Origin of the sequence: Pseudomonas fluorescens (assembly GCF_001307155.1) — a bacterium.
GTDB lineage: Bacteria > Pseudomonadota > Gammaproteobacteria > Pseudomonadales > Pseudomonadaceae > Aquipseudomonas > Aquipseudomonas helvetica.
Genome location: NZ_CP012830.1, coordinates 4,139,287 through 4,154,462 on the forward strand (window position 1 = coordinate 4,139,287; position 15,176 = coordinate 4,154,462).

Sequence of the window (15,176 nt, forward strand, 5' to 3'; positions counted from 1 at the left end):
TCTTTTCTCTGCCGGGATGGGGTGCCAATGAACCGGCCAGTAAAAATTACCAGCCGACCACAACTGGCGTTGCAGTCCTATCTGGATGCGTTGTTGCAAGACGCGACCGAGGAGTTGCCGTCAGAAGTCGAGGTATTGCCCGAGGTTGTAGAAGTCGTCGAGGTCGTTGAAGCCATTGAGGCGCAAGGCGCACTGGACGAGTTCCAGGCTGCAGTGCTCGAAGAGCAGGCTCGCGATGCACAAAAGCCCGTGGTTGCGCCTCCCGTTGTAGCTCCGGTTGCCGAGGCGCCCGTTGTCGTGCCGGTACTGGAAGCACCTGTACCGATACTGGCGCCGGTTTCAACGGTCGCCCCCTTGCTCAAAGCGCTGGTCGAGCCGGTGGTTGAAGTCCATCTGCCGCCGAGCAACACGCCACCGCCGGTGGTCGGCGATGACCGGCCAAGCTGGGCTGCCGAACCGTTTGAATGCCTGTTGTTCGACGTCGCCGGTTTGACCCTGGCCGTACCGCTGGTGTGCCTCGGTTCGATTTACTCGTTGGCCGGTCATGAGCTGACGCCATTGTTCGGCCAGCCGGAATGGTTCCTCGGGATCCTGCCAAGTCAGGCCGGCAACCTGAAGGTGCTGGATACCGCGCGCTGGGTCATGCCCGATCGTTATCGCGATGACTTCCGCCAGGGCCTGCAATACGTAATCTCGGTTCAGGGTTATGAGTGGGGGCTGGCGGTGCATCAGGTCAGCCGCTCGTTGCGCCTGGACCCGAACGAAATCAAATGGCGCAGCCATCGGGGTCAACGGCCATGGCTGGCCGGGACGGTGATCGAGCACATGTGTGCGTTGCTGGATGTCTCGGAGCTGGCGGAGTTGATCGCCAGCGGTGGTGCCAAGCACATGGGCGGCGGTAAGCCGGCCCACAAACCTACATAACAAGCAGCTGGCCGCATACACAGTGCGGCCGGGCAGAACACACACCGCCACAGGCGGTTTTTCGAGGGGTCAGGGTATGAATGATAAGGCGTCGTCTGCAAAGGGTTCCGAAGATCCGATCCTGCAATGGGTAACCTTCAAGCTGGACAATGAAACCTACGGCATCAACGTGATGCGTGTTCAGGAAGTCCTGCGCTACACCGAAATCGCTCCGGTTCCGGGTGCGCCAAGCTACGTGCTGGGCATCATCAACCTGCGCGGCAATGTGGTGACCGTGATCGACACCCGCCAGCGCTTTGGCCTGGGCACCGTCGAAGTCAGCGACAACACCCGCATCGTGATCATCGAAGCCGACAAGCAAGTGGTCGGGATCATGGTCGACAGCGTGGCCGAAGTGGTTTACCTGCGTCAGTCCGAGATCGAAACCGCGCCTAACGTCGGTAACGAAGAATCCGCCAAGTTCATCCAGGGCGTGTGCAACAAGAACAACGAGTTGCTGATCCTGGTCGAGCTGGACAAAATGATGAGCGAAGAAGAGTGGTCGGAACTGGAGAGTATCTGATTGATTCTCGAGGTTGCTGTCATAGTACTGGGGTTCCTGTGGGTAGGGACCCTGGCGATGTTCCTGGCTTACACGCGCAAGCAGCGAGAGCTGGCAGCGCTGCAAGCCCAGGGCAATGCGTTGCGCGATCAACGCATCAAGGACCTGGCCAAGCGTGTCGACGACTACCAGAACGGTAACGTGCGCATGGGTGAAGACCTGCATGAACTGCGTGCGGTGGTCGGCCCCTTGCCGGACAAGCTGGCCCAGCTTGAGCAGCGTGACCCGTCGAGCCTGTCATTCGCCCAGGCAGCCCGCCTGGTGGGAATGGGCGCCAGCGTCGACGAATTGACCCAGTCCTGCGGCCTGACCCAGGCAGAGGCCGAGTTGATGAGCAAGTTGCACAAGAACTGATAGCGACTGCGCGAGTCTGCCGACGGATGAACAATTGTGGCGAGGGAGCTTGCTCCCGCTGGGCTGCGAAGCAGCCCTGAAACCCACAATTACATTCTTCCAGATAGATTCCGTCAGCTTTTTTACGACTGCTGCGCCCGAGCTCGAACCGGTCGGCGGGAGCAAGCTCCCTCGCCACAGTGAGCTTGCAACAGCTGCTTGATCAGTAATCATCCCCGCGTTCTGTCACATCCCGCTCCACTATCGTCTCCTCAGAACCATGCCCTTGCGGAAACTTGCCCTTGAGTTTCCAGGCAAACGCAATGATCTCGGCAATCGTGCGATAGAGCTCTTCAGGGATGCTTTCACCCAACTCCATCCTCGCCAGCAACTTCACCAGCTCGGCATTCTCATAAATCGGCACTTCATAGTCGCGGGCGATCTTCAGAATCGCTTCGGCCAGTTCGTCATCGCCTTTGGCTGTGAGCGTCGGGGCATGGCTGCCGTCGTATTTGAGGGCGATGGCCTGGCGCGGTGGCGTGTGGTTGTTCATGCGGTTTCGTCGACCCAGCGTTGTTCGAGGCGGGTTTGATTGCCTTGGGGCGGCGTACCGAGGTGGCAATTCAGGTCGCCGACATTCAGGCCCGATGCCAGCAGCTGCGCGCGCAAGCCCTCCAGGTTGCTTTCGATCAGGCTGGCGGTATAAGGCCGTTCGGCCCAGAGCTGGCTGGAGAGTTTGCCCTGGGCCAGCTGTGCCTGGATCTGCAACGGCCCAAGCGGTTCCATGTCAAACGCCAACTCGACTCGCCAAAGCCGTTGCTTCGGCTGGCGCTCGACAGGTTTCTCGTGCTGTTGCTTTTCCGGTGTGTCCTCGCGTTGAAACTTCACCTGCAACGGCACGATGTCTTGCAGGTTACGCAGGGGGATTTCCAGCTGCCAGGTGGTTTGCAGCTTGCCATCCTCGGTCATGCCGGTCTGTTCCAGGCTCGACAGTTGATGACTTTGCAGGCGCGAAACGGCCGCTGCAGCCAGGCGCAGCAAATGCTCCAGATCGCCTTCACCTTCCAGGCTTTGCAGCAACCGCGAGGGCAGGGGGAAGCTGCTCGGCTGCGGTTTGGCGCTGACCTGCCCGAGGGTGCCGAGGGCGCTGCGGACAAAGCTTGGCAGCGCCTGCGCCAGGGTGTTGGCGGCGATGATCGCGTTGAAACTGGTATTGGCCGGCAGGTCGGGGGCCAATTGTGCGATCAATCGCAGCAAATTGCCTTTCATGTCCGGCGTCAGCGCAGGGTTCTGTCCGGTGAGCAGTTTGCTTTCCAGAAACAGCCCGCTGTTGACCAGCGCCTGCGCCAGACCTTTGGGGGTGCTCAGTTGCTGAACGTCTGGCAGGTCGGCAAGCAGTTTGTCGACGGCGGCGCGCAGATCGTCGGAGGTGCTGTCGGAGGCTGGCAGGTTTTGCAGGGCATCGATCAGCCCGCTCAATGAGCCTTGGCGACTTTGCTGGGCCAGCAGTTGCTGACTCACCGCCAGTTGCTCCTGACGACTGGCCAGAGGCACGAAGCTCAGGCTTTGCGCGCCCTGGACCAAGGCACTGAGCAGGCTGCCGATGCGCAACGGCTGCGGGCTGTCGATACTCAAGGTGCTGCCACTGAGCGCGGTATTGAGCACACTCACCAGCGAGCGATAGACCGCCGGCTGCCCCGGTGTTTGCGGCATCAACTGGGTGGTCAGGACTTTACCTTGCAGCAAGGTGCCAACCGGCAGTTGTGAGGTGTCGAGACGGGTGAGGGTGGCGATGTTGGAGGCGATGGCCTGTTGCACAGTAATCGCCAGGCTGCCGGCTGAAGGTTGACTGACCGTCAGGTTAGTACCTTGAGGCAGAGGCTGGTTGCTGGTGGCTTGCACAGTGGTCTGACGGCCACTGTCCAGAGTGACCTTGAGCAGCAACTGGAAAGTCTGGTCGTTCTGTTTGAGCGACAGCACTTCAGCGCTGGCGCTTTGGCCTGCGGCGATCAAACCTTCCACCGGGGTCTGCAACTTGAGCAACTCACCACTGACCACCAGCGGGCGCGAGGTGGCCGGCGTCGTAGCGGGCAGTGGAAGGATGTTCATCTCGCCGGTCATCAGGTCACACCCTGTCGAAATTGCCCTCTTTGGAGTAGGACATGACATGTATAATGCCGCCCCGTTGTTGTCGGGGCGCGGAAAACATCGCAAATGTTTGACGCAGCTCTCTAGAACAGGCCGTCAATACATCTATGCTGCATCACTTTAACGGCCGCTCCATTGCCGACTTGAACCGTAAAGGCCCGCGATCTCTTGACCATCCCTCTACTAGAAGCCGTAGCGCTCGCCTGTGAGCGAGACTGGCGGATGCTCTTCGAAAACCTCGAGTTGCGTCTGGGCCGCGGTGACATGTTGCAGATCAGCGGCCCTAACGGTAGCGGCAAGACCAGCTTGCTGCGCCTGCTTGCCGGTTTGATGCAGCCGACCAGCGGCCAGGTATTGCTCAACGGCCAGCCTTTGAACACGCAGCGTCCGGAGCTGGCCCATAACCTGTTGTGGATCGGCCATGCCGCCGGAATCAAGGACCTGCTGACCCCTGAAGAGAACCTCAGCTGGCTGTGCGCGTTGCATCAGCCGGCGACGCATGAGGCGATCTGGCAGGCGCTGGCAGCGGTAGGACTGCGCGGTTTCGAAGATGTTCCTTGTCACACCCTGTCCGCTGGTCAACAACGCCGCGTGGCCCTGGCCCGCTTGTATCTGGACAGCCCGGCGCTATGGATCCTCGACGAACCATTCACCGCGCTGGATAAACAAGGCGTCGCCCAGTTGGAAGAACACCTGGCCGCACACTGCGAGCAAGGCGGCATGGTGATTCTGACCACTCACCACACGTTGGCCCGGATGCCGGCCGGTTACCGCGACATCGATTTGGGGCAGTGGGCCGTATGAGTGTTTTCGCACTGTTGGTCGCCCGTGAGGCGCGTTTGCTGTGTCGTCGTCCTGCCGAGCTTGCCAACCCTCTCGTGTTCTTCGCCATTGTTGTCTCAATGTTTCCATTGGCGGTCGGACCTGAGACACAATTGTTGCAAACCTTGTCACCGGGGCTGGTCTGGGTCGCGGCCCTTTTATCGGTTTTGCTCTCGCTGGACGGGCTTTTCCGCAGTGATTTCGAGGACGGATCCCTTGAACAGTGGGTCCTTTCGTCGCACCCCCTGCCTCTTCTGGTTTTGGCAAAGGTGCTGGCACACTGGGCGTTTTCCGGCTTGGCACTGGTGTTGCTTGCCCCGTTATTGGCGTTGATGCTCGGTTTGCCTGCCGCTTGTCTGCCGGTTTTGCTCTTGTCGCTGTTGCTCGGTACACCGGTATTGAGCTTGCTCGGTGCGGTGGGCGCGGCGCTGACGGTCGGATTGAAGCGCGGCGGTTTGTTGCTGGCGTTGTTGATTCTGCCGCTGTACATCCCGGTGTTGATTCTCGGCAGTGGCGCCTTGCAGGCAGCCTTGCAGGGTATGCCGGCAACCGGTTATTTGCTGTGGCTTGGTAGCCTGACCGCCCTGGCGATAACCCTGACACCCTTTGCAATAGCCGCTGGCCTGAAGATCAGCGTCGGCGAATAATGAGGTCTGGTTAAATTTTAACCAGTAAAGACCCTGGTTCTTCGTGATGGCGAAGAACAACCGTGATGGAAACAGTAATGAACTGGACCTGGTTTCATAAGCTCGGCTCGCCCAAATGGTTTTACGGCATCAGCGGCAAACTGCTGCCCTGGCTGAGTGTCGCGGCGTTGCTGCTGATCGGCGTCGGCGTGGTCTGGGGCCTGGCCTTCGCGCCGCCGGACTACCAGCAAGGCAACAGCTTTCGAATCATCTACATTCATGTGCCGGCCGCCATGCTGGCGCAGTCCTGCTACGTGATGCTGGCGGTCTGCGGCATTGTCGGGCTGGTGTGGAAGATGAAACTGGCGGACGTCGCCCTGCAATGCGCAGCGCCGATCGGTGCCTGGATGACCGCCGTGGCGCTGGTCACCGGAGCCATCTGGGGCAAACCGACCTGGGGCTCGTGGTGGGTCTGGGATGCACGACTTACGTCCATGCTGATTCTGCTGTTTCTGTACTTCGGTCTGATTGCACTGGGCAACGCCATCAGCAATCGTGACAGCGCAGCCAAGGCCTGCGCGGTGCTGGCGATTGTCGGCGTGATCAACATCCCGATCATCAAGTACTCGGTGGAGTGGTGGAACACCCTGCACCAGGGCGCCACCTTCAGCCTCACCGAAAAACCGGCAATGCCAGCCGAAATGTGGCTGCCGTTGCTGCTGACGGTGCTGGGTTTCTACTGTTTCTTCGGCGCCGTGCTGTTGCTGCGCATGCGCCTTGAAGTGCTCAAGCGCGAAGCCCGTGCCAGTTGGGTCAAGGCCGAAGTGCAAAACAGCCTGGAGGCCGCGTAATGAGTTTTGCTTCATTCGGCGACTTCCTCGCCATGGGCCATCACGGTCTTTATGTCTGGTCGGCTTATGGCATCTGCCTGGCGGTACTGGCTCTCAACGTGGCTGCGCCGATCCTGGCCCGCAAGCGTTACCTGCAACAAGAGGCGCGCCGTCTGCGCCGGGAGAACAGCAAGTGAATCCGCTGCGTAAAAAGCGTCTTATCATTATTCTCGCGATCCTGGTCGGTGTCGGCGCAGCTGTCGGCCTGGCCCTCAGTGCCCTTCAGCAGAACATCAACCTCTTTTACACACCGACCCAAATCGCCAATGGCGAAGCCCCGCAAGACACGCGCATTCGTGCTGGCGGCATGGTCGAGAAGGGCTCGCTGCAACGCTCCGGCGATTCGCTGGACGTGAAATTCATTGTCACCGACTTCAACAAATCCGTGACCATCACCTACCGCGGCATCCTCCCGGACCTGTTCCGTGAAGGGCAGGGCATCGTTGCGCTGGGCAAACTGAATGCAGACGGCGTGGTGGTGGCTGACGAAGTGCTGGCCAAGCACGACGAGAAATACATGCCGCCAGAAGTGACCAAGGCGCTCAAAGACAGTGGTCAATCCGCTCCAACACCCGCGAAGGAGGGTTGACCCATGACCTCAGGCATCTTCATTCCCGAGTTGGGCCATCTGGCGATGATTCTCGCCCTGTGCTTTGCCATCGTTCAGGCCACCGTGCCGTTGCTCGGTGCCTGGCGCGGTGACCGCATGTGGATGGGCCTGGCCCAGCCAGCGGCCTGGGGCCAGTTCACTTTTCTGCTGTTCGCCTTCGGCTGCCTGACCTACGCCTTCATGACCGATGACTTCTCGGTGGGGTATGTCGCCAACAACTCCAACAGCGCCTTGCCGTGGTACTACAAATTCAGCGCGGTGTGGGGCGCCCACGAAGGTTCCTTGCTGCTCTGGGCGTTGATTCTCGGCGGCTGGACCTTCGCCGTGTCGATCTTCTCCCGGCAGTTGCCGCAGGTCATGCTGGCTCGCGTGCTGGCGGTGATGGGCATGATCAGCACCGGGTTCCTGCTGTTTCTGATTCTCACCTCGAACCCGTTCGCACGGATTCTGCCGCAGATTCCCACTGACGGTCATGACCTCAACCCGTTGCTGCAAGACATTGGCCTGATCGTTCACCCACCGATGCTCTACATGGGTTATGTCGGTTTCTCGGTGGCGTTCGCCTTCGCGATTGCTGCCTTGCTCGGCGGGCGTCTGGATGCGGCGTGGGCCCGTTGGTCGCGGCCCTGGACCATCGTCGCCTGGGCGTTCCTCGGTATCGGCATCACCCTCGGCTCCTGGTGGGCCTACTACGAACTCGGCTGGGGCGGCTGGTGGTTCTGGGACCCGGTGGAAAACGCCTCGTTCATGCCTTGGCTGGTCGGTACGGCGCTGATTCACTCGTTGGCCGTGACTGAAAAACGCGGCGTGTTCAAAAGCTGGACCGTGTTGCTGGCCATTGCCGCGTTCTCGCTGAGCCTGCTGGGAACCTTCCTGGTGCGTTCTGGTGTACTGACCTCGGTGCACGCGTTTGCCTCGGACCCAGCGCGGGGCGTGTTCATCCTGATCTTCCTGCTGTTTGTAGTCGGCGGTTCGCTGACGCTGTTTGCCCTGCGTGCGCCAGTGGTCAAGAGCCACGTCGGCTTCAACCTGTGGTCACGTGAAACCCTGCTGCTGGGCAACAACCTGGTGCTGGTGGTTGCGGCTTCGATGATTCTGCTCGGCACCTTGTACCCGCTGGTGCTCGATGCCCTGAGCGGCGCCAAGATGTCGGTCGGCCCGCCGTATTTCAACGCGTTGTTCATTCCGTTGATGGCGTTGCTGATGGTGGTGATGGCCGTCGGTGTGCTGGTGCGCTGGAAAGACACCCCGGTGAAATGGCTGATGAATATGCTGACCCCGGTGTTGCTCGGTAGCGCTGCTTTGGCGGTCGTCGCCGGGATCGCTTATGGCGACTTCAACTGGGCCGTGCTGGCGACCTTCATGCTCGCGGCCTGGGTGTTGCTGGCCGGTGTGCGTGACATTTTCGACAAGACCCGCAACAAGGGCCTGATCAAAGGTCTGCCGAGCCTGACTCGCAGCTATTGGGGTATGCAGGTTGCGCACCTCGGTATCGCCGTGTGCGCCTTGGGCGTGGTGCTTTCAAGCCAGAACAGCGCCGAGCGCGATCTGCGCCTGGCACCGGGCGAGTCGATGGACCTTGCCGGTTATCACTTCATTTTTGAGGGCGCCAAGCACTTCGAAGGACCGAACTTCACCTCCGACAAAGGCACCATTCGGGTGATCCGTTCGGGCAAGGAAGTCGCGGTGCTGCACCCGGAAAAACGTCTGTACACCGTGCAGAACTCAATGATGACCGAAGCCGGTATCGACGCCGGTTTCACCCGCGACCTGTACGTGGCGCTCGGTGAGCCGCTGGAGAATGGCGCCTGGGCCGTGCGCGTGCACGTCAAGCCGTTCGTGCGCTGGATCTGGTTCGGCGGTTTGCTGACAGGTTTCGGTGGGTTGCTGGCGGCGCTGGATCGTCGTTATCGGGTCAAGGTGAAAAGTCGCGTGCGTGAAGCGCTGGGCATGACGGGAGCCACTGCATGAGACGTTGGTTAATGGTGTTGCCACTGGCGCTGTTTCTGCTGGTGGCGGTGTTTCTTTACCGGGGGCTCTACCTGGACCCGGCCGAGCTGCCCTCGGCGATGATTGGCAAGCCGTTCCCCGAGTTTTCCCTGCCGACCGTGCAAGGCGACAAGACCTTGACCCGCGCTGATCTGCTGGGCAAACCGGCCCTGGTCAACGTATGGGGCACTTGGTGCATTTCCTGCCGGGTCGAGCATCCGGTGCTGAACAAACTGGCCCAGCAGGGTGTGGTGATTTATGGCGTCAACTACAAGGACATCAACACCGATGCCTTGAAGTGGCTGGTCGAGTTCCATAATCCGTACCTGCTGGACATCCGTGACGAGGCGGGCTCCCTGGGCTTGAATCTCGGCGTTTACGGCGCTCCCGAAACCTTCTTCATCGACGCCAAAGGCATCATCCGCGACAAATACGTCGGGGTGATCGACGAAGTGGTCTGGCGCGAAAAACTGGCGGCCAAGTATCAGGCGCTGGTCGATGAGGCCAAGCCATGAAGCGCTGGATTGCTGCCGCCGTACTCGGCCTGAGTATCGCCGGAGTCGCTCACGCGGCCATCGACACTTATGTGTTCGCCAATGACGCCGAGCGCGAGCGTTTTCACGAACTGACCAAAGAACTGCGTTGCCCCAAGTGCCAGAATCAGGACATTGCCGATTCCAATGCACCGATCGCCGCTGACCTGCGCAAAGAGATTTTCCGCATGCTCGGCGAGGGCAAGGACAACCAGCAGATCATCGACTTCATGGTCGACCGCTATGGCGACTTCGTGCGCTACAAGCCAGCCCTGAACAGCAAGACCGCGCTGCTGTGGTTTGGCCCGGCCGGGTTGTTGCTCGGTGGCGTGCTGGTGATCGCCTTGATCGTCCGTCGCCGTCGTGCCGAGCGCACGGCAGGTACCGACACGCTTTCTGTTGATGAGCGCAAGCGCCTCGACCAACTGTTGGATAACACCAAGAATGATTGATTTCTGGCTCGCTGCAGGTCTGCTTCTACTGGTTGCCCTGAGTTTTTTGTTGATCCCTGTTCTGCGTGGCCGTCGGGCCCAGCGTGAAGAGGATCGTACCGCGCTGAACGTGGCGCTTTACCAGGAACGCGTGGCTGAGTTGCAGGCTCAACAGGCCGAAGGCGTGCTTGATGCGACGCAAATGAGCGCCGGGCGTGACGAAGCCGCTCGTGAACTGCTGGCGGATACCGAAGGCGTCGACACGGGCCGGGTTTCCCGTCTGGGCAAGCCGTTGCCAGTGCTGGCAGCGATTCTGGTGCCGGTGTTGGGCCTGGGGCTGTACCTGCATTTCGGCGCCAGCGACAAGGTCGAACTGACCCGCGAATTTGCCCAGGCACCGCAATCGATGGAAGAGATGACCCGTCGTCTCGAACGCGCTGTGGCGGCTCAACCGGATTCGGCCGAAGGCCTGTATTTCCTGGGTCGTACCTACATGGCTCAGGACCGTCCTGGCGACGCTGCGAAGATCTTCGAGCGCACCGTGGCATTGGCTGGCCGTCAGCCTGAATTGCTCGGCCAGTGGGCCCAGGCGCAGTACTTTGCCGACAACAAAAAGTGGTCGGAGAAGATCCAGGCGTTGACCGACGAAGCACTCAAGGCCGATCCTAAAGAAGTCACCAGCCTTGGACTGTTGGGCATCGCGGCTTTCGAAGGCGAGCGTTATCAGGAGGCCATCGACTACTGGGGGCGTCTGTTGGCGCAACTGCCACCCGAAGATAACTCGCGCAGCGCGCTGGAAGGTGGCATTGCCCGGGCAACCGAAAAACTGCAAGCGAACGGCGCTACTGTCGCCAAGGCGCCAGTCGTAGCGGCCAAGCCGGCAGCGTTGCTGAAAGTGACGGTTGATCTGGCGGCGAACGTGAAAGCCAAGGTACAGCCAGGTGACAGCGTGTTCATCTTCGCTCGCGCAACCTCGGGGCCTCCGGCACCATTGGCAGCCAAGCGCCTGACCGTTGCCGATCTGCCAGCGACCGTCGAACTGGGCGATGCCGACGCAATGATGCCGCAATTGAAACTGTCGAACTTTCCTGAAGTCCAACTGGTCGCGCGCGTATCCCGTGCCGGCCAGCCGACTGCTGGCGAGTGGGTCGGTCGCAGCGAGCCTTTGGCCAGCAGCACTACCGCGCCGCAACAATTGACCATCGACAGCCCAGACAAATAATCAGGAATCCGCTATGACCGCCATCGCTCGTATCACCCTGCTCAGTCTTGTCTTGGGGTTAAGTGCATGTGCGGTCCAGCCACCGTCACATGAAGAGCGGTTGCCGCCCATTCCGTCATCGTACCCAGGCAGCAAACCGACGACCGCCCCTGGCAAACCGGTGACCCCAAACAAGCCCGGCAAGCCACAGCCGCGCACCTCCGCAAGCTTCGCGCCACCACCCGGCGGCAACAGCCACTGGGATGCGAAACTCGGCGTCTACGTCCTCGACAACCAGACCGACACCTTCTACCGCCAGCGCACCTACTACCACTGGAACAACGGCTGGAGTCGTTCGATCAGCCCGAACGGGCCGTGGGAAGAGATCGATATCCATGGCGTACCGCCAGGATTGGGCAAGCAATACAGTCAGTAACGAAAACGGCGACCCTAGGGTCGCCGTTTTGCATTGTGCGCCAGGCATGGCGTGCAGGTTGAAACTGGCACGAATAGTGATTACTCATTGACTAACGATTGTTGAACAATCCTGAGGCGATGAGTATGAGTAGCGGACTGTCCCTGGCTGACCACATCACACTGGAGTTGCGCGCCGACATCATTGGCGGTCGTTTGCTGCCGGGGCGGGCGTTGGTGGAAGGCGATCTGGTGATTGCCTATAACGCCTCGCGCAATACCATCCGCGAAGCGCTGCACCGCTTGGGGCAGGAGGGCCTGACCCTTTATGTCCGAAATAAAGGCGTGATGGTTCGCCAACTCGGCGCCGATCAGCTGCGCGACCTGTTTCAGGTCCGACGCACGCTGGAGCTACAGGCCATCAGCGCCAGCCGACCGCTGCGCGAATACCAATCCGATCACATGCTCGACGCCATTGAAACCGCGCAGTTGGCCCGCGAGCGTGAAGACTGGCGGGCTGTCGGCACCCACAGCCTGCGTTTTCATCAACATATTGTCGGTTTGTTACGCAGTCCGCTGTTCGATGAGTTTTTTACCAACGTCGTTGCGCAACTGCGCCTGGTGTTCAGTGCGGCACCTGACGAGTCCCGCTTCCAGGCGCCCTGGCTTGAGCGCGACCGGCACATTCACGACTTGCTGGTCGAGGGCGACAAGCCCGGCGCTTACGACGCCTTGAGCGACTATCTCGACGATTCCGAACAGCAATTGCTTGAGTTGTTCAACCATCCTTCCCGTCATTGATCGAGGACTCATGCCATGTACAAAGACTATCCCGCGGCTTATCAGGTCAGTAAGGGTTCGGCGTTGCAGGTCGATAAAGCCTTCTACGAGCGGATCCGCGATACACCGGCCGGGCGCACGCTGATCGAGCAATTCGAAGTGCCGATCCGCACCGGCCGCGCCTGGCATGTACCGGCGGGGCATGTGTTTCGTGTGACCACACCCGTGGGCCCGCAAGTGGGAGACTTCAACGTCTGGAATGCCAACGACCCGCGCGAACGGCTGTGGGCTGCGCGGACCCGGCAATTGCAGGGGGCTCATGTCAGCACCCATGACCGGCTCTGGTCGAACCTGCCTTTTCTGCGGCCGCTGGTGACCATCACTGACGACAGCCTGGCCAACTATGGCATCGACGAACACGGTGGACGTTTGCACGATCTGCTGGGCACGCGCTGCGATCCCTATGTGAACAAAATGCTCACCGGCGAGGATTTCCATCACCACTGCCATTCGAACCTGACCCGCGCCGTGTTACCTCACGGTCTGACCGAGTTCGACGTGCATGACGTGCTGAACATTTTTCAGTGCACGGGGCTCAACCACGATGACATGTACTTCATGAAGGCCTGCCCGGCGCAGAAGGGCGACTACCTGGAGTTCTTCGCCGAGATTGATCTGCTGTGTGCATTGTCGACCTGCCCGGGGGGTGATTTGTCGTTGCCGATGTGGGGGCCGAATGCGCAGGATCCGTTAAGTGTCTGCCGGCCGCTGGGCGTGGAAATCTATCGTTTGGAGGAGACGTTGCTCAAAGGCTGGAGCCAGCCTGAGCGGGCTGCGTACAAGGGGCTGCACGGCTTGCATATTGCCAAAGCCGAGTGGGAGAAATAGAGAAGTTTTTGTGGCGAGGGAGCTTGCTCCCGCTCGACCGCGCAGCGGGCGCCATTCCAGTGTAAGCGCTACATCTCAAGAAAATGTGCGAGGGACTCCAGGGGCCGCTTCGCGGCCCAGCGGGAGCAAGCTCCCTCGCCACAGTTCAGTCAACGATTCTGCGCATCCTTGGCGTCCGCTTCGGCGTTGCGCTCAGCGACGCGTTTACGTTGCTCATCGGTCAATTCCACTTTGTTCGCGGTGTCGCGCAGCAACATCAAGCCACCGACGATCGATCCGATAGCAACCACCAGAATCAACCAGGCATACCAGGGCATAGGTGTTCTCCTTAAGGGCAGGCCGGTAGGCGAGGGCTTCACCAACCGATCGTGCATACCACTTTTGAGCGATCAATTTTCGCAGTGGTTCCATTCTATGCCTGATATACCGCAGACGCCGCACATCCTTGTACGCGACGTCATCAGCGTCGTTTCAGTGCTTGCTCAAAGCCCGGTCAACATCGCATCCGCTGGTGCATCGGCACGCAATTGCGCTGTCCGCAGGAAGTAGACAAAACCGACCGCCATGAAGCCGAGGAAGATCGCCCCGATCAGCGCGTTGAACCAGGCCATCGCTACCAGGCACACCACCGCCAATGCCAGGGCAGTCGCCGGTACCAGTGGATAGCCGGGCGCGCGGAAAGTCCGTTCCAGATTCGGTTCGGTTTTACGCAGTTTGAACAGACTGAGCATGCTCATGATGTACATCACGATAGCGCCGAATACCGCCATGGTGATCATCGCGGCGGTCAGGGTCATGCCGCCGAGGTTGATCAGCCCGTCGCTGTAAATGGCCGCGATGCCGATCAGCCCGCCAGCGATGATTGCCCGGTGCGGGGTCTGGAAGCGTGACAGCTTGGCCAGGTAGGCCGGCAGGTATCCGGCGCGGGCGAGGGCGAAGAACTGTCGCGAATAGCCAAGGATGATCCCGTGGAAGCTCGCCACCAGCCCGAACAGGCCAATCCACACCAGCATGTGCAGCCAGCCGGAGCTTTCACCGACCACGGCTTTCATCGCTTGCGGCAACGGATCGTTGATGTTCGCCAGGGTCCGCCAGTCACCCACGCCACCGGCAAAGAACATCACGCCCATGGCCAGCAATACCAGGGTCAGAATGCCGCTGATGTAGGCCTTGGGAATCGTCCGTTTCGGGTCCTTGGCTTCTTCGGCGGCCATGGCCGCACCTTCGATGGCGAGGAAGAACCAGATAGCGAAGGGAATAGCCGCGAACATCCCGGCGATGGCCGGTGCACCGAACGCATCGGAGCCGGCCCAACCATTGAGCGCGAAGTTGCTGAAGCTGAACGCCGGGGCGACCACGCCCATGAACACCAGCAACTCGATAACTGCCAGCACGCACACCACCAGTTCGAAGGTCGCCGCCAGTTTTACGCCAAGGATGTTCAGGCCCATGAATACGATGTACGCACCGACCGCGGCATGTTTTGGGTCGAGGGCGGGGAACTGCACGTTTAGATAAGAGCCGATGGCCAGGGCAATGGCCGGAGGTGCAAAGACGAACTCGATCAACGTCGCCAGGCCGGCGATCAGCCCACCTTTTTCGCCAAAGGCGCGGCGACTGTAGGCGAAAGGGCCGCCTGCATGCGGGATCGCCGTAGTCAATTCGGTGAAGCTGAAAATGAAGCAGGTGTACATGGTCGCGACCATGAACGAGGTCACCAGAAAGCCGAGCGTTCCGGCTACGCCCCAGCCGTAACTCCAGCCAAAGTACTCGCCGGAAATCACCAGCCCGACCGCGATCCCCCATAAATGCAGGGTGCCCAACGTCGGTTTGAGTTGTGTGTTCATGCGTTTCTCCCGCTGCGATTTGGAAAAGCCCGTGGAGGGCGTGTGCAGTGGGCGTGCCATGTCGATTTGTTAGGTCGTAAAGCGCAGAAAGCTGTCGTATCGAGGATGTTCGCTGCGGGATGTGCGCTTTTTGTGCGCC

19 protein-coding genes are annotated in these 15,176 nt (G+C 60.3%); 15 read left to right on the forward strand and 4 right to left on the reverse strand.

Features of this window, described 5'->3' with window-relative positions; genetic code table 11:
- The first annotated feature begins 27 nt into the window (after positions 1–27).
- The 3 genes from AO353_RS18825 to AO353_RS18835 all read left to right on the forward strand — a co-directional run bounded on the left by AO353_RS18825 (position 28) and on the right by AO353_RS18835 (position 1,879).
- Entirely contained in the window at positions 28–924 is an 897-nt protein-coding gene (locus tag AO353_RS18825; protein ID WP_054596307.1) for a CheW domain-containing protein, read from the forward strand.
- 76 nt (positions 925–1,000) lie between these two features.
- A complete protein-coding gene (locus AO353_RS18830) occupies positions 1,001–1,486 on the forward strand; it encodes a chemotaxis protein CheW (RefSeq protein WP_019692361.1) in 486 nt (161 codons plus the stop codon).
- Complete coding sequence (locus AO353_RS18835) at positions 1,487–1,879, forward strand: DUF2802 domain-containing protein (protein WP_054596308.1); 393 nt, start codon at positions 1,487–1,489, stop codon at positions 1,877–1,879.
- Positions 1,880–2,081: 202 nt separating this feature from the next.
- Here the strand turns inward: AO353_RS18835 and AO353_RS18840 are convergent, their stop codons facing one another.
- Together AO353_RS18840 and AO353_RS18845 are read right to left on the reverse strand one after the other, a co-directional pair.
- On the reverse strand, positions 2,082–2,411 hold the full coding sequence (locus tag AO353_RS18840) for an EscU/YscU/HrcU family type III secretion system export apparatus switch protein (protein ID WP_019692359.1): 330 nt from the start codon (positions 2,409–2,411) through the stop codon (positions 2,082–2,084).
- Complete coding sequence (locus AO353_RS18845; RefSeq protein ID WP_054596309.1) at positions 2,408–3,979, reverse strand: flagellar hook-length control protein FliK; 1,572 nt, start codon at positions 3,977–3,979, stop codon at positions 2,408–2,410. Before AO353_RS18845 ends, AO353_RS18840 begins: the two co-directional genes overlap by 4 nt.
- Before the next feature lie 249 nt (positions 3,980–4,228).
- Here AO353_RS18845 and ccmA point away from each other — a divergent pair, with 249 nt between their 5' ends.
- The 12 genes from ccmA (at position 4,229) to AO353_RS18905 (ending at position 13,190) form a co-directional block, all read left to right on the forward strand.
- Complete coding sequence (gene ccmA / locus AO353_RS18850; protein WP_237142901.1) at positions 4,229–4,810, forward strand: cytochrome c biogenesis heme-transporting ATPase CcmA; 582 nt, start codon at positions 4,229–4,231, stop codon at positions 4,808–4,810.
- Positions 4,807–5,475, forward strand: coding sequence for a heme exporter protein CcmB (ccmB, locus tag AO353_RS18855; protein ID WP_054596311.1), 669 nt, complete (start codon positions 4,807–4,809; stop codon positions 5,473–5,475). The genes ccmA and ccmB overlap by 4 nt, the downstream gene beginning before the upstream one ends.
- Positions 5,476–5,552: 77 nt before the next feature.
- Positions 5,553–6,305: a heme ABC transporter permease gene (locus tag AO353_RS18860; RefSeq protein ID WP_054596312.1), complete on the forward strand. Its 753-nt coding sequence runs from the start codon at positions 5,553–5,555 to the stop codon at positions 6,303–6,305.
- Entirely contained in the window at positions 6,305–6,481 is a 177-nt protein-coding gene (gene ccmD, locus AO353_RS18865; RefSeq protein WP_019692354.1) for a heme exporter protein CcmD, read from the forward strand. The genes AO353_RS18860 and ccmD overlap by 1 nt, the downstream gene beginning before the upstream one ends.
- Positions 6,478–6,933, forward strand: coding sequence for a cytochrome c maturation protein CcmE (gene ccmE, locus AO353_RS18870; RefSeq protein WP_054596313.1), 456 nt, complete (start codon positions 6,478–6,480; stop codon positions 6,931–6,933). Before ccmD ends, ccmE begins: the two co-directional genes overlap by 4 nt.
- A 3-nt stretch (positions 6,934–6,936) precedes the next feature.
- Positions 6,937–8,925, forward strand: a complete 1,989-nt coding sequence (locus tag AO353_RS18875; protein WP_054596314.1) for a heme lyase CcmF/NrfE family subunit — start codon at positions 6,937–6,939, stop codon at positions 8,923–8,925.
- On the forward strand, positions 8,922–9,458 hold the full coding sequence (locus tag AO353_RS18880) for a DsbE family thiol:disulfide interchange protein (protein ID WP_054596315.1): 537 nt from the start codon (positions 8,922–8,924) through the stop codon (positions 9,456–9,458). Before AO353_RS18875 ends, AO353_RS18880 begins: the two co-directional genes overlap by 4 nt.
- A complete protein-coding gene (locus AO353_RS18885; protein WP_054596316.1) occupies positions 9,455–9,928 on the forward strand; it encodes a cytochrome c-type biogenesis protein in 474 nt (157 codons plus the stop codon). Before AO353_RS18880 ends, AO353_RS18885 begins: the two co-directional genes overlap by 4 nt.
- Positions 9,921–11,129, forward strand: coding sequence for a c-type cytochrome biogenesis protein CcmI (gene ccmI / locus AO353_RS18890; RefSeq protein WP_054596317.1), 1,209 nt, complete (start codon positions 9,921–9,923; stop codon positions 11,127–11,129). Before AO353_RS18885 ends, ccmI begins: the two co-directional genes overlap by 8 nt.
- Positions 11,130–11,142: 13 nt before the next feature.
- On the forward strand, positions 11,143–11,544 hold the full coding sequence (locus tag AO353_RS18895) for a hypothetical protein (RefSeq protein WP_054596318.1): 402 nt from the start codon (positions 11,143–11,145) through the stop codon (positions 11,542–11,544).
- A gap of 125 nt (positions 11,545–11,669) precedes the next feature.
- Positions 11,670–12,323 carry a GntR family transcriptional regulator gene (locus AO353_RS18900; RefSeq protein WP_054596319.1) on the forward strand — a complete coding sequence of 218 codons (654 nt, stop codon included), beginning with the start codon at positions 11,670–11,672 and terminating at the stop codon, positions 12,321–12,323.
- Between the two features lie 15 nt (positions 12,324–12,338).
- Positions 12,339–13,190 (forward strand): urea carboxylase-associated family protein, encoded by an 852-nt coding sequence (locus tag AO353_RS18905; protein ID WP_054596320.1) that lies wholly within the window; start codon positions 12,339–12,341, stop codon positions 13,188–13,190.
- A gap of 149 nt (positions 13,191–13,339) precedes the next feature.
- On the opposite strand, the gene AO353_RS29910 is transcribed toward AO353_RS18905, so the two are convergent.
- The gene (locus AO353_RS29910) at positions 13,340–13,507 is read right to left on the reverse strand and encodes a DUF2897 family protein (RefSeq protein ID WP_081013765.1); all 168 of its coding nucleotides are present in this window, start codon (positions 13,505–13,507) and stop codon (positions 13,340–13,342) included.
- 165 nt (positions 13,508–13,672) lie between these two features.
- Positions 13,673–15,037 carry an ethanolamine permease gene (gene eat, locus AO353_RS18910; protein WP_054596321.1) on the reverse strand — a complete coding sequence of 455 codons (1,365 nt, stop codon included), beginning with the start codon at positions 15,035–15,037 and terminating at the stop codon, positions 13,673–13,675.
- Positions 15,038–15,176: the final 139 nt, after the last annotated feature.

What these genes read in the sequence shown, in the direction of transcription:
- ccmB (WP_054596311.1), top strand. Translation starts at nt 4,807, where the DNA reads ATGAGTGTTTTCGCACTGTTGGTCGCCCGTGAGGCGCGTTTGCTGTGT.
- AO353_RS29910 (WP_081013765.1), bottom strand. Translation starts at nt 13,507, where the DNA reads ATGCCCTGGTATGCCTGGTTGATTCTGGTGGTTGCTATCGGATCGATC.
- AO353_RS18860 (WP_054596312.1), top strand. Translation starts at nt 5,553, where the DNA reads ATGAACTGGACCTGGTTTCATAAGCTCGGCTCGCCCAAATGGTTTTAC.
- ccmI (WP_054596317.1), top strand. Translation starts at nt 9,921, where the DNA reads ATGATTGATTTCTGGCTCGCTGCAGGTCTGCTTCTACTGGTTGCCCTG.
- AO353_RS18825 (WP_054596307.1), top strand. Translation starts at nt 28, where the DNA reads ATGAACCGGCCAGTAAAAATTACCAGCCGACCACAACTGGCGTTGCAG.
- AO353_RS18895 (WP_054596318.1), top strand. Translation starts at nt 11,143, where the DNA reads ATGACCGCCATCGCTCGTATCACCCTGCTCAGTCTTGTCTTGGGGTTA.
- AO353_RS18830 (WP_019692361.1), top strand. Translation starts at nt 1,001, where the DNA reads ATGAATGATAAGGCGTCGTCTGCAAAGGGTTCCGAAGATCCGATCCTG.
- AO353_RS18900 (WP_054596319.1), top strand. Translation starts at nt 11,670, where the DNA reads ATGAGTAGCGGACTGTCCCTGGCTGACCACATCACACTGGAGTTGCGC.
- AO353_RS18840 (WP_019692359.1), bottom strand. Translation starts at nt 2,411, where the DNA reads ATGAACAACCACACGCCACCGCGCCAGGCCATCGCCCTCAAATACGAC.
- eat (WP_054596321.1), bottom strand. Translation starts at nt 15,037, where the DNA reads ATGAACACACAACTCAAACCGACGTTGGGCACCCTGCATTTATGGGGG.
- ccmD (WP_019692354.1), top strand. Translation starts at nt 6,305, where the DNA reads ATGAGTTTTGCTTCATTCGGCGACTTCCTCGCCATGGGCCATCACGGT.
- AO353_RS18875 (WP_054596314.1), top strand. Translation starts at nt 6,937, where the DNA reads ATGACCTCAGGCATCTTCATTCCCGAGTTGGGCCATCTGGCGATGATT.
- AO353_RS18905 (WP_054596320.1), top strand. Translation starts at nt 12,339, where the DNA reads ATGTACAAAGACTATCCCGCGGCTTATCAGGTCAGTAAGGGTTCGGCG.
- AO353_RS18885 (WP_054596316.1), top strand. Translation starts at nt 9,455, where the DNA reads ATGAAGCGCTGGATTGCTGCCGCCGTACTCGGCCTGAGTATCGCCGGA.
- AO353_RS18845 (WP_054596309.1), bottom strand. Translation starts at nt 3,979, where the DNA reads ATGACCGGCGAGATGAACATCCTTCCACTGCCCGCTACGACGCCGGCC.
- AO353_RS18880 (WP_054596315.1), top strand. Translation starts at nt 8,922, where the DNA reads ATGAGACGTTGGTTAATGGTGTTGCCACTGGCGCTGTTTCTGCTGGTG.
- ccmA (WP_237142901.1), top strand. Translation starts at nt 4,229, where the DNA reads ATGCTCTTCGAAAACCTCGAGTTGCGTCTGGGCCGCGGTGACATGTTG.